The sequence below is a fragment of the Nonomuraea sp. NPDC050556 genome, assembly GCF_044457355.1.
Lineage (GTDB): Bacteria > Actinomycetota > Actinomycetes > Streptosporangiales > Streptosporangiaceae > Nonomuraea.
The window spans coordinates 90,283-112,066 of the sequence record NZ_JBITGU010000007.1 but is presented as its reverse complement, the minus strand read 5'-3'; the positions used below and the strand labels follow the sequence as shown (position 1 = coordinate 112,066).

Sequence of the window (21,784 nt, the reverse complement as noted above, 5' to 3'; positions counted from 1 at the left end):
AACATGCAAGACACGGTCTGACGCGGTGTCGGTGGATACGGGTACGGTGGTTGTGTGAGTGAGGTCCGTGAGCCATCTGCAAGCAGCAAGAGCCCGGCAGGCGGGCCTGATGCGCGGCGTATGCCGCTGATGACGGCGAGGGGTATGTACGAAGTCAGGAAGAAAGACGGGCGGCACGATCCGATCGCGCGGGGCGTGGTGAAGACGTCCACGCCGGGGAGGGAGCGACAGATGGTCCTGCTGCGTCAGCTGCTCGGTGACGTGCTGAGGCGGCTGAGAGTGCGGCAAGGACGCACTCTTCGAGAGGTGTCCCAGCTGGCGCGCGTCTCTCTCGGATACCTGTCCGAGGTCGAGCGTGGTCAGAAGGAGGCTTCCTCCGAGCTGCTGGCCTCGATTACCGGTGCGCTGGGCGTCCCGCTGTCGCAGGTGTTGCGTGAGGTGTCCGACCAGTTCGCGCTGGCCGAGCTTCAGGCCGCCCCTGTGCTCGCCGACGCGCCCGAGCACGAGCGTCTGCCATTGGCCGAGACGGTTCCCGGAGGCATTTCCGACTCCGTGTTCCCCGAGGTCAAGGACATGGTCGCCGCCTAGAGCGGTTGACAGGCGCTGCACCACAGGATCAACCGTTCCTGTGGCGATGCCCCCATCTCCCCGCGACTGATGCGTGTGCCGCATCTGCGACAGGGTCTGCCCGCCCTGCCGTACACCCACGTCTGGAACCCCGGGCGGCGATCACCCGTGGTCACCGTAGCCCCTAGATCCTTGTTGAAGTCCAGCAACCGCTGGGCCAGCGAGACCAGGCCGTCCAGGTCCTCTATGTCGCCGATCTTGCGCCAGGGTGACACGCCTCTCAGGAAGAGCGTCTCGGCCCGGTAGATCGTGCCGATGCCCGCGAGATTGCGCTGGTCGAGCAGCGCCTCGCCGATCGTCATCCCCTCGTGCGCGCGCAGCCGCGCGACGGCCTCCGCCGCGTCCCAGTCGGCGCCGAGCAGGTCGGGCCCGAGATGCCCGACGACCCTGTGCTCCTGGTCCGTACGCACCAGATCGACCATGCCCAGTTTGACGCCGATGGCCTGCCACGTGTCGTTGGCGAGGATGAGCCGCACCACGTCGCCGGGCGCCGGGCGGCGGCCGGGCGGGGTGATGCGCCAGCTCCCGTCCATGCGCAGGTGCGTGTGCACGGTCAGGCCGCCTTCGACGCGGGTGAGCAGGTGCTTGCCGCGCGAGAGGTTCTCCAGCACCGTGCGGCCGGTGAGGTCGGACGTGGCGTAGCGCGGCACCCGGAAGTCGGAGCGGGTGAGGACCCGGCCGTCGAGCGCTTCGCGCAGTCGGGCGGCTGTCCGGTAGACGGCGTCACCTTCTGGCATGCGTGTCACCGTACCCCGCCGTGCACTACAGTCCTACGTGAGCATTGTTCATGTTCGCGAGAGGACCACGCCCATGACCTTCCTGTGGGGAGTCTCCACGTCGGCGTTCCAGATCGAGGGGGCGGCCGGGCGCGGCCCCTCGGTGTGGGACGCGTTCACCGCCCTGCCCGGCAAGATCAAGGACGGCTCCGACGCGTCGGTCGCCACCGGGCACCTCACGCACTACAAGGAGGACGTCGCGCTGCTCAAGGAGCTGGGGGTCGGCGCCTACCGGTTCTCGGTGAGCTGGCCGCGGGTGCTGGCGCCGGGCGGGCTCGACTTCTACGAGCGGCTGGTCGATGAGCTGCTGGCGGCCGGGATCAAGCCGGTGCCGACGCTCTACCACTGGGACACGCCGCTGGGGCTGAGCTGGCTGGAGCGGGACACGGCGTACAAGCTGGCCGACTACGCCTCCACGGTGGGGGAACGGCTGGCCGACCGGGTGCCGATGTGGATCACGATCAACGAGCCGGCCGAGGTGACGTTGCTGGGGCACGCGCTGGGCACGCACGCTCCCGGGCAGGAGCTGATGTTCGACGCGCTGCCCGTGGCGCATCACCTGCTCCTGGCGCACGGCCTTGCCGTACAGGCTCTGCGTGCCGCCGGAGGGGCCAACATCGGGGTGGCCATGTCGCACACGCCCGTGTGGGCGGCCGACGACTCAGGGGCGGCCGAGCTCTACGACACGCTGATGAACTGGCTGTTCGCCGACCCCATCCTCGCCGGGCGCAGCCCTGAGGGGTTCGAGATGGACGACCTGGACGTCATCTCGGCGCCGCTCGACTGGTACGGGATCAACTACTACAACCCCACCCTGGTCGGCGCTCCGGTGGCCGAGCCGCTGACGTCGTTCGCCGGGGTGGACCTGCCGCCGGACCTGCCGTTCGGGATCCGCGAGATCGAGGGGTACCCGCTGACCGACTTCGGCTGGCCGGTCGTGCCGGACGGGCTGCGGGAGATCCTGGTGACGCTCAAGGAGCGGTACGGTGACCGGCTCCCGCCCGTCTACGTGACCGAGAACGGCTGCTCGGCGGGCGAGCTCGACGACCAGCGGCGCATCGACTTCCTGGACGGCCACCTGGAGGCGTTGCGCAAGGCCCGGGACGAGAGCGTGGACGTGCGCGGGTACTTTGTCTGGTCGCTCATGGACAACTTCGAGTGGGCCGAGGGCTACACGCAGCGGTTCGGGCTGGTGCACGTCGACTTCGACACCCTGGTGCGTACGCCGAGGGCTTCTTACCACTGGTTGCGCGAGCGGATCAGTCCCACGCCGCAGGGTCGGCTGCAAGGGTCGTGACGCGCTCCGGCAGGGCGCCGGTGGCGACGTGGTCGAGCGTGACCTCCTCCAGGATGGCGCGCTCGGTCGCCCGCAGCGCGATCCACACCTGCTGGAGCGACTCGGCCGGGCCGCGGTAGCCGACGTGCTCGGGACGCTCGCCGCGCACGTTGGCGAGCGGGCCGTCGACGGCCCTGATCACGTCGGCGAGCGAGATCTCGGCGGCCGGCCTGGCCAGCACGTAACCACCCTCGGGGCCGCGCTGACCTCGGACGAGACCGGCGCGGCGCATCTGGAGCAGGATGTTCTCCAGGTATTTGGGCGGCATGTCCTGCTCCTTGGCGAGCTCGCCCACGGTGGTCGGGCCGGCACCTGCGGCGGCGAGTTCGGCAGCGGCGCGAAGGGCGTAGTCGACACGAGCGGATAGACGCATGTTCTCGATTATCCCCCCTGGTCAACAGTGGTTATGCGCAAGGTGGTCACAACGGGCAGATGATCTGAGTACGGCACGCTTGGCACCTCGGCGTTCACCACGGTCAGGCCGTTGGTGAGGAGCACGTGATCGATGCGCTTGGTGGGTGCGTCGGCGGGGGAGGTCCTGGGGTCGCCGAGCGCGATGAGCGGGTCGGTGAGGCCTGCCGCCTCCAGGGCCTTCATCTGCGGGTCGGCGTGTGTGGTGTTGAGATCGCCCGCCACCACGACAGGGCGGGTCCTGGACAGCTCGTTGACCAGGGCCGCCACCTCGGGTGCCTGTCCCGGTGGCGCCTGGAGGTGCGTGTTGACGATCCCCACCTCCCTGCCGCCCACCTGGATCACGGCGGTCTGGGCCTGGGCGCCGGTGGGGTAGCCGTACTTCCCCAGCCGATGCGAGGCGACGTCCTTGACCGGCAGGTTGGTGAGCAGCGCGTCGCCCCAGAGCGGGTCGGCGGCGGGGGCGAAGTAATAGCGCATCCCGAGCCCTCGGGCGATCCGCGCGAGATCGTCGTGCCCGCCGTTGAGCAACCAGCCCCGGTCGACCTCGCTCAGCAGGACGACGTCGGGCTTCCTGGTGGCTGCCCAGGCGGCGATGTCGTCCAGCGATAACCGCCCGTCGAGGCCGAACCCCATCCGGATGTTGTAGGCGATCAGCGTGAACGTGTCCCCTTGCTTGGGCCGCACCTCCGGCACTGTCCGCCAGCCGGTGGCGCCGACCACCAGCGCCAGGCCCAGCACGATGAGCCACACTCGCCGCCCCAGCCCGGGGCGCTTGGCCGCGGTCTCCCTGGTGACGATCTCGATGAACGCCACGAGGAAGAGCAACGCGATGGGGACCGCCACGTTGGGGAAACCGAGATCGAGGTCGTAGGCGGCGTAGTACAGAAAGGTCGCCACGAGGAAGAGCGACATTCCTGACAAAATCACCAGGCCGGGGCGCTTGCCAGACTTCCCATGGGAAGCCGTGACGCACAGGGCATATCCGAGCAGGAGCATCCCGACCATCGTCGGCGCCAGCCGACGCTCGACCACCGCATCGGTCGCGATCAAGGCGAATCCGGCGACAAGGAACCAGGGCGACCTCCGTCCGTCGTCGGGGAGCGTCGTCATGATCACCGGTGTGAGTGCCACGAGGGCGACGAGCGCCGTGCGACCGGCGGACAGCCAGGGCGAGGCCGGTTCGTCGGGCAGTCCAGGGGTGAGGACCAGCATGCCGACGAGGAGCAGCGTGGGGGCGAGGAGGAACCAGGTGGACGACGGGGCGAGGTCGTCGGAGGGGGCCTGGCGGAGGGTGGCGAGGAAGGCGGCGCAGAGGGTGATCGTGGCCAGCCACGGCAGCGTGCCGTCGCGCCACACCAGATCCACGCCGTCCAGCAGCAGGTGGACCACGACCGAGGCGCCGAGGCCGCCGCCGATGCCCACGGGGACCGCTGCGCGGGGCAACGTGTGGGCGCAGCCGTACAGGAAGAACAGGCCGAAGGTTACGCCGAGCGAGGAGACGTAGAGTTGCGACACCTCTCCCTGCAACAGTAGACGGCACACGACCAGACCGGCCGCGCCGCCGTACAGTGACCAGCGGGGGTTCATCAGCAGAGCCACGAAAGGCAACACGAACCACAGGGCCGCGAAGAGACCCATCTGCTCGGCGGGAGTCTCCCCGGCGCGGCCGAAAAGGGTGATCAGCGACGGCAGGAAAACGCGCAGGACGTCGAAGAAGAGCACGATGCCGAGACCCAGCGCGAGAGCCGCGCCGCGGGGGAAGGTCATGAGGCATCCTCAGGTCCGATGACCCCTTGTGGCAAGGCGCTAAACTTCCAACAACCTTAACGATTTTGACGGTGGGATACGGCGTGGAGCGACGTCCTGGTGTGCCCAGGCTGCTGCGGGAGATCAATGACCGGGCCGCCCTGGAGTTGCTGCTCGCCACGGGTCCGATGACCCGCGGGCAGATCGGCGACCTGACGGGCCTGTCCAAGGTCACGGCGTCCCAGACGCTGGCCAGGCTGGAGGAGCGCGGCCTGGTCGAGGTGGTCGGCTCGCAGGGCGGCGGCAGGGGGCCCAACGCGGCCCTCTACTCGGTGATCCCCTCCAGCGCCTACGTGGCCGGGCTCGACGTGGGGCCCGAGTTCGTGTCGACGGCGATCGCCGACATCCACGGGCGCACGCTGGCCGAGGTCACCGTGGCGCCCAACGGCGACGACCCGGTGTCCGTCGTGCACGCGGCCGTGGTCAAGGCGTGCCGCAGCGCCAAGGTCAGCCAGGCGAAGCTGCGCGGCGTCGTCATCGGCACCCCTGGCGTGGTCGACCCGCGCAGCGGCGACGTGCGCTTCTCCTTCGACCTGCCGGCCTGGCACGAGGGCATACACGAGGCGCTGGCCAGAGACCTCAAGCGCGAGGTCACCATCGAGAACGACGTCAACCTCGCCGCCGTCGCCGAGCGCTACACGGGCTCCGCCAAGGGCGCCGACGACTTCGTCCTGCTCTGGGCCGGGCGCGGTCTCGGCCTGGCGGTCATGCTCGACGGCCGCCTGCACCGGGGCCGCTCGGGCAGCGCTGGCGAGATCGGCTACCTGCCGGTGCCCGGCGTGCCGCTGGCCGCCGACGTGCGCGCCGTCCCAGGACGGCTGCCCGCCCTGGCGGGCGGCCTGCAGTCGCTGGTGAGCGCCGAGGCCGTGGTGGAGCTGGCCGAGGGGTACGGCTTCGCGGTCGAGAACGCGGCGAAGGCCGTCGAGGCGGCCGTCGCGGCTGGCGAGCGGGGCGAGCCGCTGCTCGACGAGATCGCCCACCGGCTGGCGCTGGGCGTCGCTTCGGTGTGCGTGGTGCTCGACCCCGGGCTGGTCGTCCTCGCGGGCGACGTCTGCCGGGCCGGCGGCACCGCCCTGACCACCCGGGTGGAGGAGGCGGTGGCCAGGATCTGCCCGATACGGCCCGAGGTGGTCACCACCACGGTCGAGGGCAACCCGGTGCTGCGCGGCGCCGTGCTGGCCGCCCTCGACCAGGCTCGCGAGGAGATCTTCGCGTCGTAACGCTCAGGCGGTCAGGAGCTCCACGGCCGCCTGGGCGTTGGCGCGCGCCGCGCCGTAGGTGGCGATGTAGGCGCCGCCGTCCGGCCGCCAGATGGGCAGTCCCATCTCGATCACGGTCGCGTCCGGCCGCGCGGCGACCAGCGTGGAGACCAGCGAGCGGCTCTCCGCGTACCGGTGCGCGTCCTTGACGATCACTACGAGGGACCGGCCGTGGGCACGTTCCAGCAGCGCGGTGGCGTCCGCGTCGGCGGGCTTGATGCGGACGATCTCCGCGTCGGGCAGCCACGGGGCCACGCCCCACGGCACGTCGCCCACGGCGATCGTCGGCGGCGTGTCGATCTCGATGACCAGCGGGTCGACCAGCGGCTCGGTGGCCCCGGTGAGGCGCACGGCGCGGCGCGCGGCGTCGAGGCCCACGACGTTCTGCTCCGCCGTACCTGAAGAGCCAGAGCCGAACCAGGCGCGCAGGTCGGCCACGCGGGCGGCGGCCTCCTCCAGGCGCTCGCCGGGCACCCTGGCGGCGATCTCCGCGATGACCTGCTGGATGTCGTCGAAGGTGGGCAGCGGGCCCAGGCACAGCAGGTCGGCGCCGGCGGACACCGACAGCGCCGCGCCGCCGGCCAGGCCGACGCTCTGGGTGATCGCGTGCATGTCGAGGGCGTCGGAGATGACGACGCCGTCGTAACCCATCTCGCCGCGCAGCATCCCGGTGAGCGCCGCGGGGGAGAGGGTCGCCGGGTCGTCGCCCGTCAGCACCGGCACGGAGACGTGCGCGGTCATGATGGACTTCGCGCCCGCGTGGATCGCCGCCTGGAACGGCACGAGCTCGCGCTCGCGCAGCACGTCCAGGGTGACGTCGACCACGGGGATGGCCAGGTGGGAGTCGACGCGGGTGGCGCCGTGCCCCGGGAAGTGCTTGACGCAGGCGGCCACGTTCACCGACTGCAGGCCCTGAACGGCGGCGACGGTGTGCCTGGCGACCAGCGCGGCGTCGTTGCCGAACGCGCGCGTGCCGATCACCGGGTTGTCGTCGGCGGTGTTGACGTCGGCGTCCGGCGCCATGTCCAGGTTGATCCCGCTGGCGGCCAGTTCCGAGCCGATCGCCCGGTAGACGCGGTGGGTCAGCTCGACGTCGTCGACCGCGCCCAGTGCCGCGTTGCCCGGGTACGGGCTGCCGACGTGGTAGGCGAGGCGGGTGACGTCGCCGCCCTCCTCGTCCAGGGAGATCACCGGGTCGCCCGCGCTCTTCAACGAGCCGGTGAGCGCCGCGAGCTGGGCGTGGTCGGCCACGTTGAAGCCGAAGAGCGTCACGCCCCCGAGCCCCTGCTCGATCCCGGAAAGCACCCAGTCGGGCGCGGTGGTGCCTTGGAAGGCGACGAGCAGCGTGCCGGCCGCGAGGCGACGCAGCCCCCGATCACTCTGACTCATGGCTCCTCATCACGGTGAGAGGCAGGGGGTCTCGCACGGCTCGCGCCGCGGCCTGTACGGCGGGCGGCGCGAGCCGTACCCCCTGCTTGATGGCAGGGTCAGGTACGGCGGGCGCGTTGGGTGGGCGCTCGCCGTACCGGAACCTTGGATCGGCTCAGCCCTTGACGGCCCCGGCCACCAGGCCGGACACCATGCGACGCTGAACCAGAAGGAAGAAGATGACGACCGGAATGGTCATCAGGGTGGAACCGGCCATGATCGAGCCCCAGTCGACGCCCTTCTGACCGAAGAAGTACTGCAGGGCGACGGGCATGGTGTAGCCCGACGACTCCGACATCAGGTAGAGCGCGAAGACCAGGTCGTTCCACGCGGTGATGAAGGAGAAGATGCTGGTGGCGACCAGACCGGGGGCGACCAGCGGGAAGAGCACCCTCCAGAAGGTCGTCATCCGGCTGGCGCCGTCGATCCACGCCGCCTCCTCCAGGGTCTTGGGCACCGCGGCCACGAAGGTCCGCAGCATCCAGATGCCGAAGGGGAGGGTCACCGCCACCTGGGCCACGATGATGCCGAGCAGCTGGTCACCGAGACCGACGCGCTTGATCATCACCGAGAGCGGGATGAGCATGGCCTCGGCCGGCAGCATCTGCACGACGAGCAGCAGGATCAGGAAGGTGCCGCGACCCTTGAAGCGGAAGCGGGCGATCGCGGTCGCCGACAGCAGCGCGAAGAGCGAGCCGATCAGGACCGTGCCGAGGGCGACGATCGCGCTGTTGCGCATGTAGAGCCAGATGGAGTTGTTCGCCACGCCCTCGGTCAGCACCCGGCTGAAGTGGTCGAGCGTGAAGTGCGTGGGGAACGGGATGAAGTCCGTGGTGAAGATCTGGTCGTTGGCCTTGAAGCCGGTCGACACCATCCAGTACACGGGGAAGATCGCGTAGATGAAGACGAGGACACCGGTGGTGTTCAGCGCGATCTTGCCGATGCGCTTACGTGTCAACGGGTTCACATGTCCTCCTGCTTCACGATCTGCCTGACGTAGAACACCGTGATGATCAGCAGGATGATCGTCAGGACGATGGAGATCGCCGCGCCCGTGCCCATCTTGGGCGGCGGCTTGAACGCCTCGGCCACGGAGTACATCGACAGGTTGAACGCCTCACGGTTGGTGGGGCCGTTCAGCAGGATGTGCAGCTGGGTGTAGACCTTGAAGTCCCAGATGATCGACAGCACCGCCAGCACGGCAAAGACCGGCTTCAGCAGCGGAAGCGTGATCTTCCTGAACGTGCGCCAGGCGCTGGAACCGTCCATCGTGGCCGCTTCGTACAGCTCGTTGGGGATGCCCTTGAGCCCGGCCAGCACCGAGACCGCGATGAACGGGACGCCCGCCCACACCACGCAGAAGATCAGCACGATGTACACGGTGAAGGCGTCGTTCAGCCACGGCTCGCCGGTCCAGTCGGCCCGGCCGAACACGAGCTGCGACAGCCAGTCCGGCAGGAGGTTCAGCGCCCAGTTGATGATGCCGGAGTCGGCGTCGAACAGGGAGCGCCAGATCGCGGACTGGGCCACAGGGGGAATGGCCCAGGCGAACATGAGCCCGATCACCACGAACAGCGACATCTTCTTGCCCAGCTTGTTCAGCAGGACGCCGACCGCCGTGCCCACCACCAGGGTGAGCGTCACGGCGACGGCGGCGAAGACCACCGTGTTGCGCAGCGAGGACCAGAACAGGTCGTTGCCGAGAACCTTCTGGAAGTTCTCCCAGCCCACCCAGATGGCCGGCTTGCCGCGCAGCTGCGCGATGCCGAACTTCTGGAAGGAAATGATGACCAGCTGCACCATCGGGTACAGCAGAAGTCCAGCGATCACCAACAGGCCAGGCACGAGAAGGACGTACGGGACGGCCCAGTTGGGAAGCCCGCTGGCCCTGGTCGGGCGGCGGGAGCTTCTGCGGCGCCGCCCCGGGGCGGGGGATGAACCCCCGCCCCGGGCGATCGTAGACGTGTCAGCCATTACTACTGGTTCAGGATCTCTTCGAGTTCCTTGTTGGCGTCTGCCAGGGCCGTGGCGACGTCCTTCTTACCCTCGATGACCGCGCGGCCCGCGTTCTGGAGCACGGCCTTGGTCTCGCCGGCCTCGGTCCAGTTGGAGTCGGCGGGGAACGCCTTGGCCTTGGCGAAGGCCTGGGCGAACGGGCCCTGGGCCGGGTCCTCGTTCAGCGCGGCCAGCGTGTCCGGGTAGATCGGGAGCAGGCCACCCTCCTTGGCGTACCTGTCGGCCCACGTCTTGTTCGTGGCGAGCTTCAGGTACTCCTTGCCGAGGTCGGCCTCCTTGGTGCCGCCCCAGAGCGCGATGTCGTTGCCGCCGAAGAACGACGGGGCGACCTCACCCTTGGTGTCGGGCAGCGGGAAGAAGCCCAGCTTGTCGGCCTTGAGCTTGCCCTTGGAGTCGACCTCGATGCCGGGCAGGTCCCAGCCGGCGGTGAGGTACATGCCGACCTTGTTGTTGGCGAAGCGCTTGCGGATGTCGACCGTGTTGAGCGTCAGGTTCGCCTTGCCGGACAGGCCGTCCTTGACCAGGCTGACGTAGCGCTCGAAGCCCTTCTGGAAGGTCGGGTCGGTGAGCTTGCCCACCCACTTGTCGCCCTCCTTGACGGCGTACTCGCCGCCCTCGGACCAGGCGAAGGCGCCCAGGAGGTGGTTGGCGTCAGAGCCGCCGTTGAAGGCGAAGCCGTCGACGCCGGCGCCCTTCTTGGCCTGGATCTTCTTGCCCGCCGCGACGACCTCGTCCCACGTCTTGGGGACTTCGATCTTCAGCTCCTTGAACCAGTCCTTGCGGTAGAGCACGGCGCGAGCGCCGGCGCCCCAAGGCATGCCGTAGACCTCGTTGTCGATGGTCTCCAGGCCGAACAGGTTCTGCGGGATCTGCGCCTGGTCACCGGCGTGCGCGATGTCGGTGATCGGGGTGAGCGCGTCCTGGCTCTGCCACAGCGGGACCTGGTCGTTGCCGATCTCGGTGACGTCCGGGCCCGCGCCGGTCGCGGCGGCGGCGAACTTGTCGTTGACCTGCGGCCAGGGGATCCACTCGAGCTTGACGTCGGCGCCGGTCACCTTCTTGAACTCGGCGTTGAGCTCCTCCATGTACTTGGCGGCAGCGGGGTTGCTGTCACCAAGACGCCAGACGGTGAGGGTCTTGCCCGCGTACTTGGGGCCCGCGGGGGCGGAGGACTCGGCGGCCTTGGGCGCCTCCGAGGCCTTGGGGGTCTCGCTCGAGCCACATGCGGCCAGGCCCAGGGCCAGGGCGGCCGTGGTGACCGAAGTGGCCGTGATCTTAGCGATCCTCACTAGGGTTCTCCCTTCCCGGCTAAAACGCGTCGGGGTTTGCGCTCATCGGGTGCTGGGCCTGAGGTCCGCACCTGGCTGATCGTCAGTGTCGTGTTGACTGCTGCTAAACTAACAAGAAACTTTCTTAAAAGAAACAGGTGTTAGCTGATCGTGACGAGAGGGGGCACGTCCATGACCCAGAGTCCGGGGACTCCACGGCTGTTGCGCAGGTTGAACGACAGAGCCGCACTCGAACTCCTTCTCTCCGACGGTCCTCTCACCCGCGCTGAGCTGGGCGAACGCACCGGGCTCTCCAAGGTAACCGCAGGACAACTGCTGGCACGCCTGGAGGAAAGGGGCCTCGTTCAGGTCGCGGGGGAACGGGCGGGCGGCCGGGGTCCCAACGCTGCGTTGTACGGCGTCGTCGCCGCGAGTGCGTACGTCGCCGGGCTCGAAGTGCTGCCCGACAGCATCACCGTCGCTGTGGCCGACATCACAGGTAAAATCGTTGTCGAGATCACGGTCAATCCCGCCGACGGCAAAGATCCGGTCAAGACCGTGCATAACGCGGTTCAACGCGCGTGCGCTTCCGCCAACATCCACCAGTCGCAGTTGCGGGCTTTCGTCATCGGCACCCGCGGCGTCGTCGACCCGCGCACGGGCGACGTGCGCTTCTCCTACGACCTGCCGTCGTGGCACGTCGGGGTCCTCGCCTCGCTGCGCGCGACGCTCGGCGCCTCGGTCACCATCGAGAACGACGTCAACCTCGTCGCGCTGGCCGAGCACTTCTACGGCGCGGCCGTCGGCCAGGATGACTTCGTGGTGATCTGGGCGGGGGTCGGCCAGGGCCTCGGCGTCATGCTGGGCGGGCGGCTGCACCGCGGCATCACCGGGGGCGCCGGCGAGATCGGCTGGCTGCCCGTGCCCGGCGAGCCGCTGCCCGCCGACGTGAGCCAGCCGCAGTCCGGGTCCTTCCAGCGCCTGGTGGGCCACGACGCCCTCGCCGGGCTGGCCGCGTCGTTCGGCGTCACGGGCAGAACCGTTCCCGACCAGGTCCGTACGGCTGCCGCCATCGGCGCGGTCGGCTTCCTCGACGCGGTCGCTGAACGCCTCGCCGTGGGGGTCGCGGCGGTGGCCGTCGTCCTCGATCCCGGTCTCATCGTGCTCAGCGGCGACATCGGCAGGGCGGGCGGCAGGCAGCTCGCCGACCGGGTGGAGGCGGCCGTCGCGCGCTTCTGCCCCAGCCAGCCCAGCGTGGTCACGACCGGGGTCTCCGGCAACCCGGTGCTGCGCGGGGCGCTGGTCGCCGCGCTGGAGCAGGCCCGTGAACAGGTCTTCTCCGACACTGTGTGAAAATTTCCAGCTATGGACATCGTGCTCATCTCAGACCCCCGCGTGGCCGCGATCGAGGTGCGGGAGTGTGGTGAGGCACTGGCGCCGGTCCGTGGGCGGCTGCGACTCGACGAGCGCATGGCGTCCGCGTCCGGGGCTTACTCGTTCCTGCGCGCCGGGTTGCTGGGGCGGTTGGAGCGGGCCGAGCGGCGGCTGCCCGCCGGGTTCCACCTGCTGATCGTGGAGGGGTACCGGGAGATCGCGGTGCAGCAGGAGATCTTCGACTCCTACAGCGACACGCTGCGACGCACCTACCCCGACATGTCGCCCGACGACCTCTACGCTGCGGCTTCCCGGTACGTGTCGCCGGTGCCGGTCGCGCCGCACACGGCGGGCGCGGCGGTCGACCTGACGTTGTGCGCCGACGACGGCACCGAGTACGACATGGGCACGGCGGTCAACGACACGCCCGAGGAGAGCGCGGGCGCCTGCTTCACCGCTTCCCCCGATATTTCCGGCGAAGCGCGCTCCCATCGCAAGATCCTCGGTGCGGCCCTCGAAGGCGTGGGCCTGGTGAACTATCCGACCGAGTGGTGGCACTGGTCCTACGGCGACCGCTACTGGGCCTACACGACCGGCGCGTCCCACGCCGTCTACGGGCCCACCTCTATCGTCGCGTGATGTGCCGCTTGTAGGTGACGATGCCCGTGGCGTACATGCCGATCCCCAGCAGGATCATCCCCATCGCCACGGGAAACTGCAGGCCGGGCGGCATGTAGGTGGCCAGGAACCAGCTGTGCCGCACCTGCCCGTTGGCGACGAACACCGCCGCGACGACGCCCTGCGGCACCAGCGGGATCGCGCCGAGCCCCATGCAGGTCCACACGAGCGTCCTCTTGGCCTGCGGCATGTCGTCGATCGTGAAGCTCCACGAGCTCTCCGGGCGCCTGCCGGTGCGCATCATCTCCAGCAGCTCCGGCCCGGCCGCGCTGATCCGCCGCTCGGCCAGCAGCCCGAACCCCCAGAAGCAGAGCGCTCCCGTGAGCACGCCGACCGCCACGCCCGGCCAGCCGTACACGACCGCCACGATCCCGGCGGGAACCCCGGTGAGCAGCGCCAGGAACAACATCAGGTAGGCGAGGCCGGTCATGCCGCCGTCGTCCTCGCTCGACTTGAGCGGGTTGCCCGCGCGCTTGTGCGGATCGGTGCCGGGGACCAGCGCGTACACCGCCACCAGCGGCACCAGCCCGGCCGCACCGCCGAGCACGGCGGGCAGGACCGCCAGGATCACCGGCCACGGCCCGCCGTTGACCGCGGTGAACGCCACCGCCAGCACGATCGCGATCGGCGCCACCGCCTGCAGCCAGGCGCGCTGCCGTCCGCGCACGTCCGTCGCGCTCGCCATGATCAGGAGCCATAACGCGGTGCCGTCGCCGCCGTAGAGGTTCGCGGTCATCGCGGCCGCCATCACCACGAAGATCGGCGCGGCCCACGGCAGCATGCCGTACCACCCGAGGACGAGCGGGGCGCCGGCGAAGAAGATCCCGTAGGCGAGGGCGAAGGTCAGCTGATGCGTACGCACCAGATCGCGCGACCAGGTCCGCAACTCCTTGGCCACCACCGCGCCCTGCGCCGTCGTCGCCCGCATCGGCCTGCGCCCGCGCGCCGAGGCCTTGACGGAACCGGCCCGCAGGGTGAGCAGCGCGGCCCACGCGGCCAGGAGCAGCCCGATGGCCAGCGCCATCGCCACCAGCATCCACGGGCTGGACTCCACGGCGAGCAGCCCCCAGCCGGACGGGAGGTAGCGGACCACCGTGGCCACCGTCGGCGGCAGCTCGCCCTGCCGGCCGAAGGCGACGCCGAACACCCAGCCCTGGCCGAGCATGGCCAGGATCAACCCGTTGAGCACGCCCGCGCCGATCGCGCCCACCCGCGAGCGCAGCGCCAGGCCCAGCAGCGCGACCGCCACGCGGGACATCAGCACGAAGAGGGTGAGCTGCAGCAGCATCGCGGGCACGGCGACCAGTGTGGCTCCCGGGCTCTGCCGTACGCCGAAGACCGCCAGGCCGGTGAGGGCCAGCAGGCTGACCAGCGGCGCGACGCCGACGAACGCCGACATCAGCAGGCCCAGCGCCAGGCGGGTCTGCTTCAGGCCGATCAGGGAGAAGTACTCGGGGCGCAGGGTCTCGTCGCCGCCGCCCGCGAAGGCGGGGCCGAGGATCCAGCCGAGCATCCAGACGGCGTACGCCGCGGCGAGCAGGTCCGCGCTCTGGAAGGCCAGGAAGATCGTGCCGCCGGCCAGGATGACGCCGAGCACCGCGGCCGAGCCGATCAGCCCGGCGCGCCCGCCGGTCATCGAGTTGCGGATGATGGCGATCTTCATCCTGACCATCGTGGCCGCTACAGCCATGACAGGCTCCTCGCGGTGCTGCCCTCGGCGCCGACCAGGCTACTGCTCCCTCCCGGGGTCCTTTCCCCGGGGCTCCTTCACGGGCGCTCCCTTGGCTCCTTGGGGTTCCCCCGGGCGCACTGCCCCGGCGGCTTTGCGACCCCACGCCTGACCACCGCCGACCCTCGCGCATCACCCGCGGCGGGCGGTCACTCCTGCTCCTTCGCCTGTTCCCTGCGGCGCAGAGCGAGGACGGCGGCCGCCCCTACCAGGCCCGCGGTCACGGCGACCGCACCCCACAGCAGCCCCTTACGCTGCTGACCCAGCACCGCGTCCACCGACAGTGCCCCCGGCCCGTGCACCGCCAGCGCCGCCGCCCCGGTCCCCAGCACCAGCGGATACTCGAACCCCCCGTGCTGCGCCCACAACCCCTTCGGCAGATGCGCCGACACAGCCGCGTTGGTCATCGTCGCGATGAGCCCCGCCGACGAGAGCGGCGTCGCGGCCCCCAGCGCGATGCCCGCCCCCGCCCCCACCTCGCCCAGCCCGGCGGCGACCCCCATGAGCCGCCCCTGCGGATACCCGAGCGCGGTCATCATCTGACCCGTCTTCTCCGGCCCACCGCCGCCGAACCAGCCGAACAGCTTCTGCGCCCCGTGCCCCATCAGCAACAACCCGACAGGCACCCGCAGCAACAGAACCCCGATGTCCTCCGATGTCACCTTCATGCAGGTTTACTACCCACTGCGAAGAATGTTGTGATGCTGTCCACCAAACCCGCGGGATCGACCATCGCCACCATGTGGCTGCTCGCGTGGTACCCCGCCCAGTGCACGATGTCGTTGCCGCGCTCGGCGATGCTGCGCATGATCGGATACCCGCCGTGCGAGACACCGGTGGGCACCGCCTTCTGGTCGATCGGCATCCCGGCTGCACCCTCGTAGTACGTCCAGGACGACGACCCGCCGGTGCCCGTCAGCCAGTAGATGCTGGCGTTGGTGAGCAGCTGATCCCGCCCGACGGTCTCCACCCCGGCCCACCCGTCGAACTCCTGGAACCGTTCGACGAGGTAGGCGAGCTGCGCGACCGGCGAATCCACAAATCCATACGCCAGCGTCTGGACCCGGTTAGCCAGGTACGTCCCGTACCCGCTCCCGCCCGCGAACAGCGCCCCCAGTTTCGCGAGCCCAGCCAGCTCCTCCTCGGAAGCCCCGTCCAGCTCACCAGGCACCCCGGTGGGAACCCCCAGCCCCGCGGTGATGTGCGACCCGATCACCCTGTCCGGATAGAGCGCCGCGAGCTGCGGAGTGACCAGCGCCCCGGCGTCGTTCCCATGCGCCCCGTAGCGCTCGTACCCGAGCCTCTCCATGAGCACCGCCCAGGTGTGCGCCACCCGGACGATGCTCCAGGGCCGTTCGTCGGCAGGCTCGGGAAACGGCGAGAACCCGAACCCGGGCAGGGACGGCGCAACCACATCGAACCCCGCCTCGACCAGCGGGTTGATGACGTCCATGAACTCGGCGACCGTGTTGGGCCAGCTGTGCGTCATGATCAGCGGTACGGCGTCGGCCTTGGCCGACCGAACGTGGATGAAGTGGATGCGCTGGCCGTCGATGACGGTGGTGAACTGCGGAAAGGCATTGAGCCTGGCTTCCTGCGCCCGCCAGTCGTACCCGTCTTGCCAGTAGTCGACCAGCTCGCGCAGGTACTCCACGGGTACCCCGCGCTGCCAGTCCTGGCCAGGCAGCCGTCCAGCCCAGCGCGTACGGCGCAGCCGACCCTGAAGCTCGTCGAGCTCCGCCTGCGAAACGTCGACCCGGAACCTCTCGATGTTTTCCATGCCCCAACCCTCCCACCCAATGCGGAAGGGTTCGTTCCGCATTACCCCACTTCCTCGAACCCACCCACCTTGCACCCGACGCCCCCAGCCCGCCCCCAGCCCGCCTCCCGCCCCCGCCTTCGCGCCCGCGCCCGCGGCCCACCCGCGCCCCCGGCTCGCTTCGCGTATCCCCGACCACGCACCACCTCACGCGACAGTCTCCACGCCGCTTCACATACGCCGCGGGCCACGCGCTCCCAGGCGCCGCGTCGGCGGGACGGCGTGCGGCAGTGCCCGGCGCCCTTTACCGCGGATGAGTGCGATGGCGGCGACCGCAGCGCGCACGACAGGGGAGACGGCGACGAAGAAGGCAGGGAGGGAAGCGGGCGTGAACGACGTAGGCAGCGCAGGCGGTCCTTCGGGCGACGGGGGTTGCCCTCCGGGGTGTGAGGGCGAGCAGGGGCTGAGTCCTCTGTGCGGTTGTTGCTGGGCCCTTCGGGCGACGGGGCTCGCCCTCCGGGGTCGGAGGGCGAGCAGGGACTGAGACCTCTGTGCGGTTGTTGGCCAGTGTGGGGTGAGACCTCTACGGGTTGTTGGCCGGGTGTGTAGGTCAGGCGCGGAGGCGGAGGCCGCGGGGGGTGGGGTGGAAGCCTGCCGCCTCCAACGCCGCCCCCAACGGTGAGTCGGTGATCGAGGTGCCGTCGGCGCGTTCCACCGTCAGCTTCCCCAACGCCCCATCACGCACCGCCAGCGCCAACGCGTCCACCGCAGGCTGCAACGCGTCCTCGTCCGCGAAGGAGAGCAGCGTCTTCCCGCCCCGCTCCACGTACAACACCAACCGGCCGTCGACGAGCACCACCAACGCCCCCGCCTTCCGCCCAGGCTTGTGGCCGAGCTCCCCGGGATGCACCGGCCACGGCAGCGCCGCGCCGAACGGGTTCGCCGGATCCGCCGCCGCCAGCACGATCGCCCGCGGCCCCGACCGCCCACGCGACCCGGAAGCCTCAGGACGCCCACCGTACGGCGAGCCGCCCCGGAAGGAGGGACCGCCACCGTCAGGGCGCTCCTCGTAAGGCGCCCCGCTCCGAGAAGCCGAAGCGTCTCCGCCGAGTGGCAACCCACCCTGGGAACCAGCGGCGCCGGCGAAGGGAGCCGACGAAGGCTCGGTCCCGCCCAGTGGGGTGGGGGAGAGGGCGCGCATGCGGTCCACCGCACCAGGCAACGCGAACTGCGCGCCGCCCAACCCCTCCACGAAGTACCCCCGCCGGCACCGCCCGCTCTCCTCGTAAGCCCGCAACACCTGGTAAACCGCAGCAAACCCTCCAGGCAGCCGCTCCGACATCACCGCCCCCCGGGTCACCACCCCGTGCCGCTCCAGCAGCACCTCAGCCTGCGCCTGCGCACGCAACGTCCCGTCCACGGCGGGCGAGGGCAGCAACCACCACCGCCCAGCCACCGTAGGCGGCCCGCTGCGCGAAGGCAGCACAGCGCGCCGCCGCCGCGTCGTGGCTGGCCGGTGCGCAGGCCGCCCGGACCCGAGCGTCGAACGCAGCGCGGCCAGCGTGTCGCCGGAAACCCGCCCCGACCACACCAGATCCCACAAAGCAGACGAAAGGGCTTGGTCGTCGAGTGCGCCGACCTGGTCGGACAGCCCGCGGAAGAACAGCGCGCCACCCCCGCCCAGCACCTCGAGGATCCGCGTGTGCAACGGCGTGAGCGTGATGTCGGCCGGGTCGGGCAGCAGCAGCGGAGCGGTGTCGGCGAAGTAGAGCGACACCCAGCCGTCCCCGCCGGGCAGCGACCCGTTGCCCGCCCACATGACCTCGCCCGACGCGGTCAGCTCGTCGAGCAGCGCGGGCGAGTAGCCGGGCACCCGCGAGGGCAGCACCAGCGTCTCCAGCGCGGAAGCGGGCACCGCCGCCCCCTGCAACTGCTCGATGACCCCCACAAGCGCGTCCATCCCCCGCGCCGCCCGCGTGCCGGAAATGCCATGCCATACAGGAAGGAAAGCCGCCAGCGTCTCGGCGGAGACCGGTTCGACCTCCTTGCGCAGCCGCGCCAGCGACCTGCGGCGCAGCATCCGCAGCACGCCCGCGTCGCACCACTCCTCGCCCCGCCCGCCAGGACGGAACTCGCCGTTCACCACCCGGCCAGAAGCGGCCAGCCGCCGCAGCGCGTCGGTGACCACCGCGACGCCCAGGCCGAACCTGGCGGCAGCCGTACCGGCATGGAAGGGACCGCGGGTGCGCGCGTGGCGGGCCAGCAGGTCGCCGAGCGGGTCGGCCACCGGCTCCAGGAACGTGTGCGGCACCCCCACGGGCAGCGGCGCGCCGAGGCCGTCGCGCATGCGTGCGGCGTCCTCGATCGCGACCCACTGTTCCGCTCCGGCGACGCGCACGCGGATGGCGCGGCGGGCGTGTTCGAGCTCGTCGAGCCACGCGGGGTCGCCCGAGCGGACGCTGACGTCGGCCGCCAGCAGCGGGCCGTGCGAACGCAGCAGGTCGGACAGGTCTTCCAGGTCGCGCAGCGGCCGGTCGAGCCTGGCCAGCTCGCGCTCGGCGTCGGCGATCACGTCGGGGTCGAGCAGCTCGCGCAGGTCGGCCTGGCCGAGCAGCTCCGCCAGCAGCGACGTGTCCAGCGCCAGCGCCTGCGCACGCCGTTCAGCGAGGGGAGCGTCGCCTTCGTACATGAAAGCGCCGATGTAGTGGAACAGCAGCGAGGCGGCGAACGGCGAGGCCTGCGACGTCTCCACCTCCACCACCCGCACCCGCCGCGCAGCGATGTCCCGCATGAGCTGCACCAGGCCGGGCACGTCGAAGACGTCCTGCAGGCACTCGCGCATCGTCTCCAGGACCACGGGGAACGACGCGTACTGCGACGCCACCCCGAGCAGGTGCGCGGCCCGCTGCCGCTGCTGCCACAGCGGGGTCCTTTTCCCAGGGGTACGGCGGGGCAGCAGCAGGGACCGCCCGGCGCACTCCCTGAACCGAGAGGCGAACAGCGCCGAGCCGCCCAGCTCCTCGGTGACGATCCGCTCGATCTCGTCGGCGTCGAAGGCGGCCACGTCGCTCGGCGGCTCGGCCAGCGTGTCCGGGATGCGCAGCACGATGCCGTCGTCGGAGTGCACCGCCTGCACGTCGACGCCGTAACGCTCGCGCAGCCGCCGGTTGATCGCCAGCGCCCACGGCGCGTGGACCCGCGCGCCGTAGGGGGAGTGGATCACCACCCGCCAGTCGCCCAGCTCGTCGTGGAACCGCTCCACCAGCAGGGTCCGGTCGTCGGGCACGTAGCCGGTGGCCGCGCGCTGCTCGTCGATGTAGGCCAGCAGGTTGGCCGTGGCGAAGGAGTCGAGCCCGGCGGCGCGCAGCCGTTCCTCGTCAGGGTTGCGCAGGAACTCGCCGATCGCCCGCCCCAGCTCGGCCGGACGGCCCAGCATGTCGCCGTGCCAGAACGGCAGCTTGCCCGGTTGGCCGGGAGCGGGGGAGACCAGCACCCGATCGGCGGTGATGTCCTCGATGCGCCAAGAGGAGGCGCCGAGCACGAACACGTCGCCGGCCCGCGACTCGTACACCATCTCCTCGTCGAGCTCGCCCACCCGCGAGGCCTTCTCGCCGACGAGGAACACCCCGAAGAGCCCGCGGTCGGGGATCGTGCCGCCGTTGGTCACCGCGAGCCGCTGCGCGCCCGGCCGCCCCTGGAGCGTTCCGGTGACCCGGTCCCACACGATGCGCGGGCGCAGCTCGGCGAACTCCTCGCTCGGGTAGCGCCCGGCCAGCATGTCGAGCGTCGCCTCCAGCGCGCTCCTGGGCAGGGTCGCGTACGGCGCGGCCCGCTTGACCACGGTCTCCAGCTCCTCGACCGTCCAGTCGTCGAGCGCCGTCATCGCCACGATCTGCTGCGCCAGCACGTCGAGCGGATTGCGCGGATAGCGCAACTCCTCGATCTGCCCGCTCTTCATCCGCTCGGCCACCACGGCCGTCTGCACCAGGTCGCCGCGATATTTCGGGAAGATCACGCCACGCGACACCGCGCCCACCTGGTGCCCGGCCCGCCCGATGCGCTGCAGCCCGCTGGCCACGCTCGGCGGCGCCTCCACGCAGGCCACGAGGTCGACGGCGCCCATGTCGATGCCCAGCTCCAGGCTGGAGGTGGCGACCACGGCCGGCAACCGCCCCGACTTCAGCGCCTCCTCGATCTGGGCGCGCTCCTCCTTCGACACCGAGCCGTGGTGCGCGCGGACGATCTCGGGGATCGCGCCCTTGGACGCTCCTGCCTGCGCCATCACCTCAGCGGGAGCGGCGGAACCCGTCTCCCAGATCGACAGGTCGACGACCTCCGTGCCCTGCTGGCGCGCATAGGCCAGCTCGTTGAGCCGCGTGCAGAGCCGCTCGGCCAGCCGCCGCGAGTTGGCGAACACGATCGTCGAGCTGTGCTGCTCGATCAGGTCGAACAACCGCTCCTCGACGTGCGGCCAGATCGACCTGTTGGTCTGCTCCTCGCCGTTCTGCGACTCGATCTCCGTCATGTCCTCGATCGGGACGACGACCCGCACCTCGATCTCCTTGTCCGAGGGCGGCTGCACGACGGTCGCCGGGCGCGAGCCGCCGAGGAAGGCGGCCACCTCGCTCACCGGACGCACGGTCGCCGACAGGCCGATGCGCTGGGCGGGCTTCTCCAGCAGCGCGTCGAGCCGCTCCAGGCTGACCGCCAGGTGCGCGCCGCGCTTGGTCGCGGCCACCGCGTGCACCTCGTCGACGATCACCGTCTCGACGCCGCGCAGCGCCTCCCGCGCCTGGCTGGTGAGCAGCAGGAACAGGGATTCAGGTGTGGTGATGAGGATGTCGGACGGCTTCGAGGCGAACCGCCTGCGCTCCTCTGCCGAGGTGTCGCCCGACCTGATCGACACCGAGATCTCGGGCACGGGCTCGCCGAGCCGCCGCGCGGTCTGCTTGAGCCCGGCCAGCGGCGCGCGCAGGTTGCGCTCCACGTCGACCGCCAGCGCCTTGAGCGGCGAGACGTAGAGGACCCTGCACGTCTTGTCGGTGCGCGGCTCTACGGTGAGGCGGTCGAGTGACCACAGGAAGGCGGCGAGCGTCTTGCCGGAACCCGTCGGGGCGACCACCAGCGTGTTGTCGCCGCGCGAGATCGACGCCCAGGCGCCCTCCTGCGCCGCGGTCGGCGCGGCGAAGGCGCCGTCGAACCACTCCCTGGTCACCCTGCTGAAGTTCACCTGTTCAGTGTGCCTCGCCGTACCGACAGAAAAGAGATTGAGGCTGCGTGGGGCGATTGAGCCCCGATCTGCGGGGACATACAG

Annotated in this window: 16 protein-coding genes; 5 read left to right on the top strand and 11 right to left on the bottom strand. The window is 70.4% G+C overall.

Annotated elements, in window-relative coordinates:
* Positions 1-231: 231 nt before the first annotated feature.
* Positions 232-588, top strand: a complete 357-nt coding sequence (locus ACIBG8_RS50745; protein ID WP_397350578.1) for a helix-turn-helix domain-containing protein — start codon at positions 232-234, stop codon at positions 586-588.
* Here the strand turns inward: ACIBG8_RS50745 and ACIBG8_RS50740 are convergent.
* Positions 585-1,364: a DNA-formamidopyrimidine glycosylase family protein gene (locus tag ACIBG8_RS50740; RefSeq protein WP_397350577.1), complete on the bottom strand. Its 780-nt coding sequence runs from the start codon at positions 1,362-1,364 to the stop codon at positions 585-587. The genes ACIBG8_RS50745 and ACIBG8_RS50740 overlap by 4 nt on opposite strands.
* A gap of 73 nt (positions 1,365-1,437) precedes the next feature.
* Here ACIBG8_RS50740 and ACIBG8_RS50735 point away from each other — a divergent pair, with 73 nt between their 5' ends.
* Entirely contained in the window at positions 1,438-2,700 is a 1,263-nt protein-coding gene (locus tag ACIBG8_RS50735) for a family 1 glycosylhydrolase (RefSeq protein WP_397350576.1), read from the top strand.
* Here the strand turns inward: ACIBG8_RS50735 and ACIBG8_RS50730 are convergent.
* Together ACIBG8_RS50730 and ACIBG8_RS50725 are read right to left on the bottom strand one after the other, a co-directional pair.
* Positions 2,663-3,112, bottom strand: coding sequence for an RrF2 family transcriptional regulator (locus ACIBG8_RS50730; protein WP_397350575.1), 450 nt, complete (start codon positions 3,110-3,112; stop codon positions 2,663-2,665). The genes ACIBG8_RS50735 and ACIBG8_RS50730 overlap by 38 nt on opposite strands.
* Positions 3,113-3,120: 8 nt before the next feature.
* Positions 3,121-4,920, bottom strand: a complete 1,800-nt coding sequence (locus tag ACIBG8_RS50725) for an endonuclease/exonuclease/phosphatase family protein (protein WP_397350574.1) — start codon at positions 4,918-4,920, stop codon at positions 3,121-3,123.
* An 83-nt stretch (positions 4,921-5,003) separates the two neighbouring features.
* Here ACIBG8_RS50725 and ACIBG8_RS50720 point away from each other — a divergent pair, with 83 nt between their 5' ends.
* Entirely contained in the window at positions 5,004-6,179 is a 1,176-nt protein-coding gene (locus ACIBG8_RS50720; RefSeq protein ID WP_397350571.1) for an ROK family protein, read from the top strand.
* A 3-nt stretch (positions 6,180-6,182) separates the two neighbouring features.
* Here the strand turns inward: ACIBG8_RS50720 and ACIBG8_RS50715 are convergent, their stop codons facing one another.
* From ACIBG8_RS50715 to ACIBG8_RS50700, 4 genes are all read right to left on the bottom strand, one after another.
* Positions 6,183-7,607 carry a glycoside hydrolase family 3 protein gene (locus ACIBG8_RS50715; protein ID WP_397350570.1) on the bottom strand — a complete coding sequence of 475 codons (1,425 nt, stop codon included), beginning with the start codon at positions 7,605-7,607 and terminating at the stop codon, positions 6,183-6,185.
* A gap of 154 nt (positions 7,608-7,761) precedes the next feature.
* Positions 7,762-8,613: a carbohydrate ABC transporter permease gene (locus ACIBG8_RS50710; protein ID WP_397350569.1), complete on the bottom strand. Its 852-nt coding sequence runs from the start codon at positions 8,611-8,613 to the stop codon at positions 7,762-7,764.
* Positions 8,610-9,449, bottom strand: a complete 840-nt coding sequence (locus ACIBG8_RS50705; protein ID WP_397350568.1) for a carbohydrate ABC transporter permease — start codon at positions 9,447-9,449, stop codon at positions 8,610-8,612. Before ACIBG8_RS50705 ends, ACIBG8_RS50710 begins: the two co-directional genes overlap by 4 nt.
* A 173-nt stretch (positions 9,450-9,622) precedes the next feature.
* Positions 9,623-10,951 carry an extracellular solute-binding protein gene (locus tag ACIBG8_RS50700; RefSeq protein ID WP_397350567.1) on the bottom strand — a complete coding sequence of 443 codons (1,329 nt, stop codon included), beginning with the start codon at positions 10,949-10,951 and terminating at the stop codon, positions 9,623-9,625.
* A 171-nt stretch (positions 10,952-11,122) separates the two neighbouring features.
* Here ACIBG8_RS50700 and ACIBG8_RS50695 point away from each other — a divergent pair, with 171 nt between their 5' ends.
* Together ACIBG8_RS50695 and ACIBG8_RS50690 are read left to right on the top strand one after the other, a co-directional pair.
* Positions 11,123-12,283 carry an ROK family protein gene (locus ACIBG8_RS50695; RefSeq protein ID WP_397350566.1) on the top strand — a complete coding sequence of 387 codons (1,161 nt, stop codon included), beginning with the start codon at positions 11,123-11,125 and terminating at the stop codon, positions 12,281-12,283.
* Between the two features lie 12 nt (positions 12,284-12,295).
* Entirely contained in the window at positions 12,296-12,943 is a 648-nt protein-coding gene (locus ACIBG8_RS50690; RefSeq protein ID WP_397350565.1) for a M15 family metallopeptidase, read from the top strand.
* Here ACIBG8_RS50690 and ACIBG8_RS50685 read toward each other — a convergent pair.
* The 4 genes from ACIBG8_RS50685 to ACIBG8_RS50670 form a co-directional block, all read right to left on the bottom strand.
* A complete protein-coding gene (locus ACIBG8_RS50685; RefSeq protein ID WP_397350564.1) occupies positions 12,930-14,672 on the bottom strand; it encodes a hypothetical protein in 1,743 nt (580 codons plus the stop codon). The genes ACIBG8_RS50690 and ACIBG8_RS50685 overlap by 14 nt on opposite strands.
* Before the next feature lie 188 nt (positions 14,673-14,860).
* Complete coding sequence (locus ACIBG8_RS50680; RefSeq protein WP_397350563.1) at positions 14,861-15,379, bottom strand: DoxX family protein; 519 nt, start codon at positions 15,377-15,379, stop codon at positions 14,861-14,863.
* Entirely contained in the window at positions 15,376-16,491 is a 1,116-nt protein-coding gene (locus ACIBG8_RS50675; protein ID WP_397350562.1) for an epoxide hydrolase family protein, read from the bottom strand. Before ACIBG8_RS50675 ends, ACIBG8_RS50680 begins: the two co-directional genes overlap by 4 nt.
* Before the next feature lie 589 nt (positions 16,492-17,080).
* Positions 17,081-21,700 carry an ATP-dependent helicase gene (locus tag ACIBG8_RS50670; protein ID WP_397350561.1) on the bottom strand — a complete coding sequence of 1,540 codons (4,620 nt, stop codon included), beginning with the start codon at positions 21,698-21,700 and terminating at the stop codon, positions 17,081-17,083.
* Positions 21,701-21,784 lie beyond the last annotated feature (84 nt).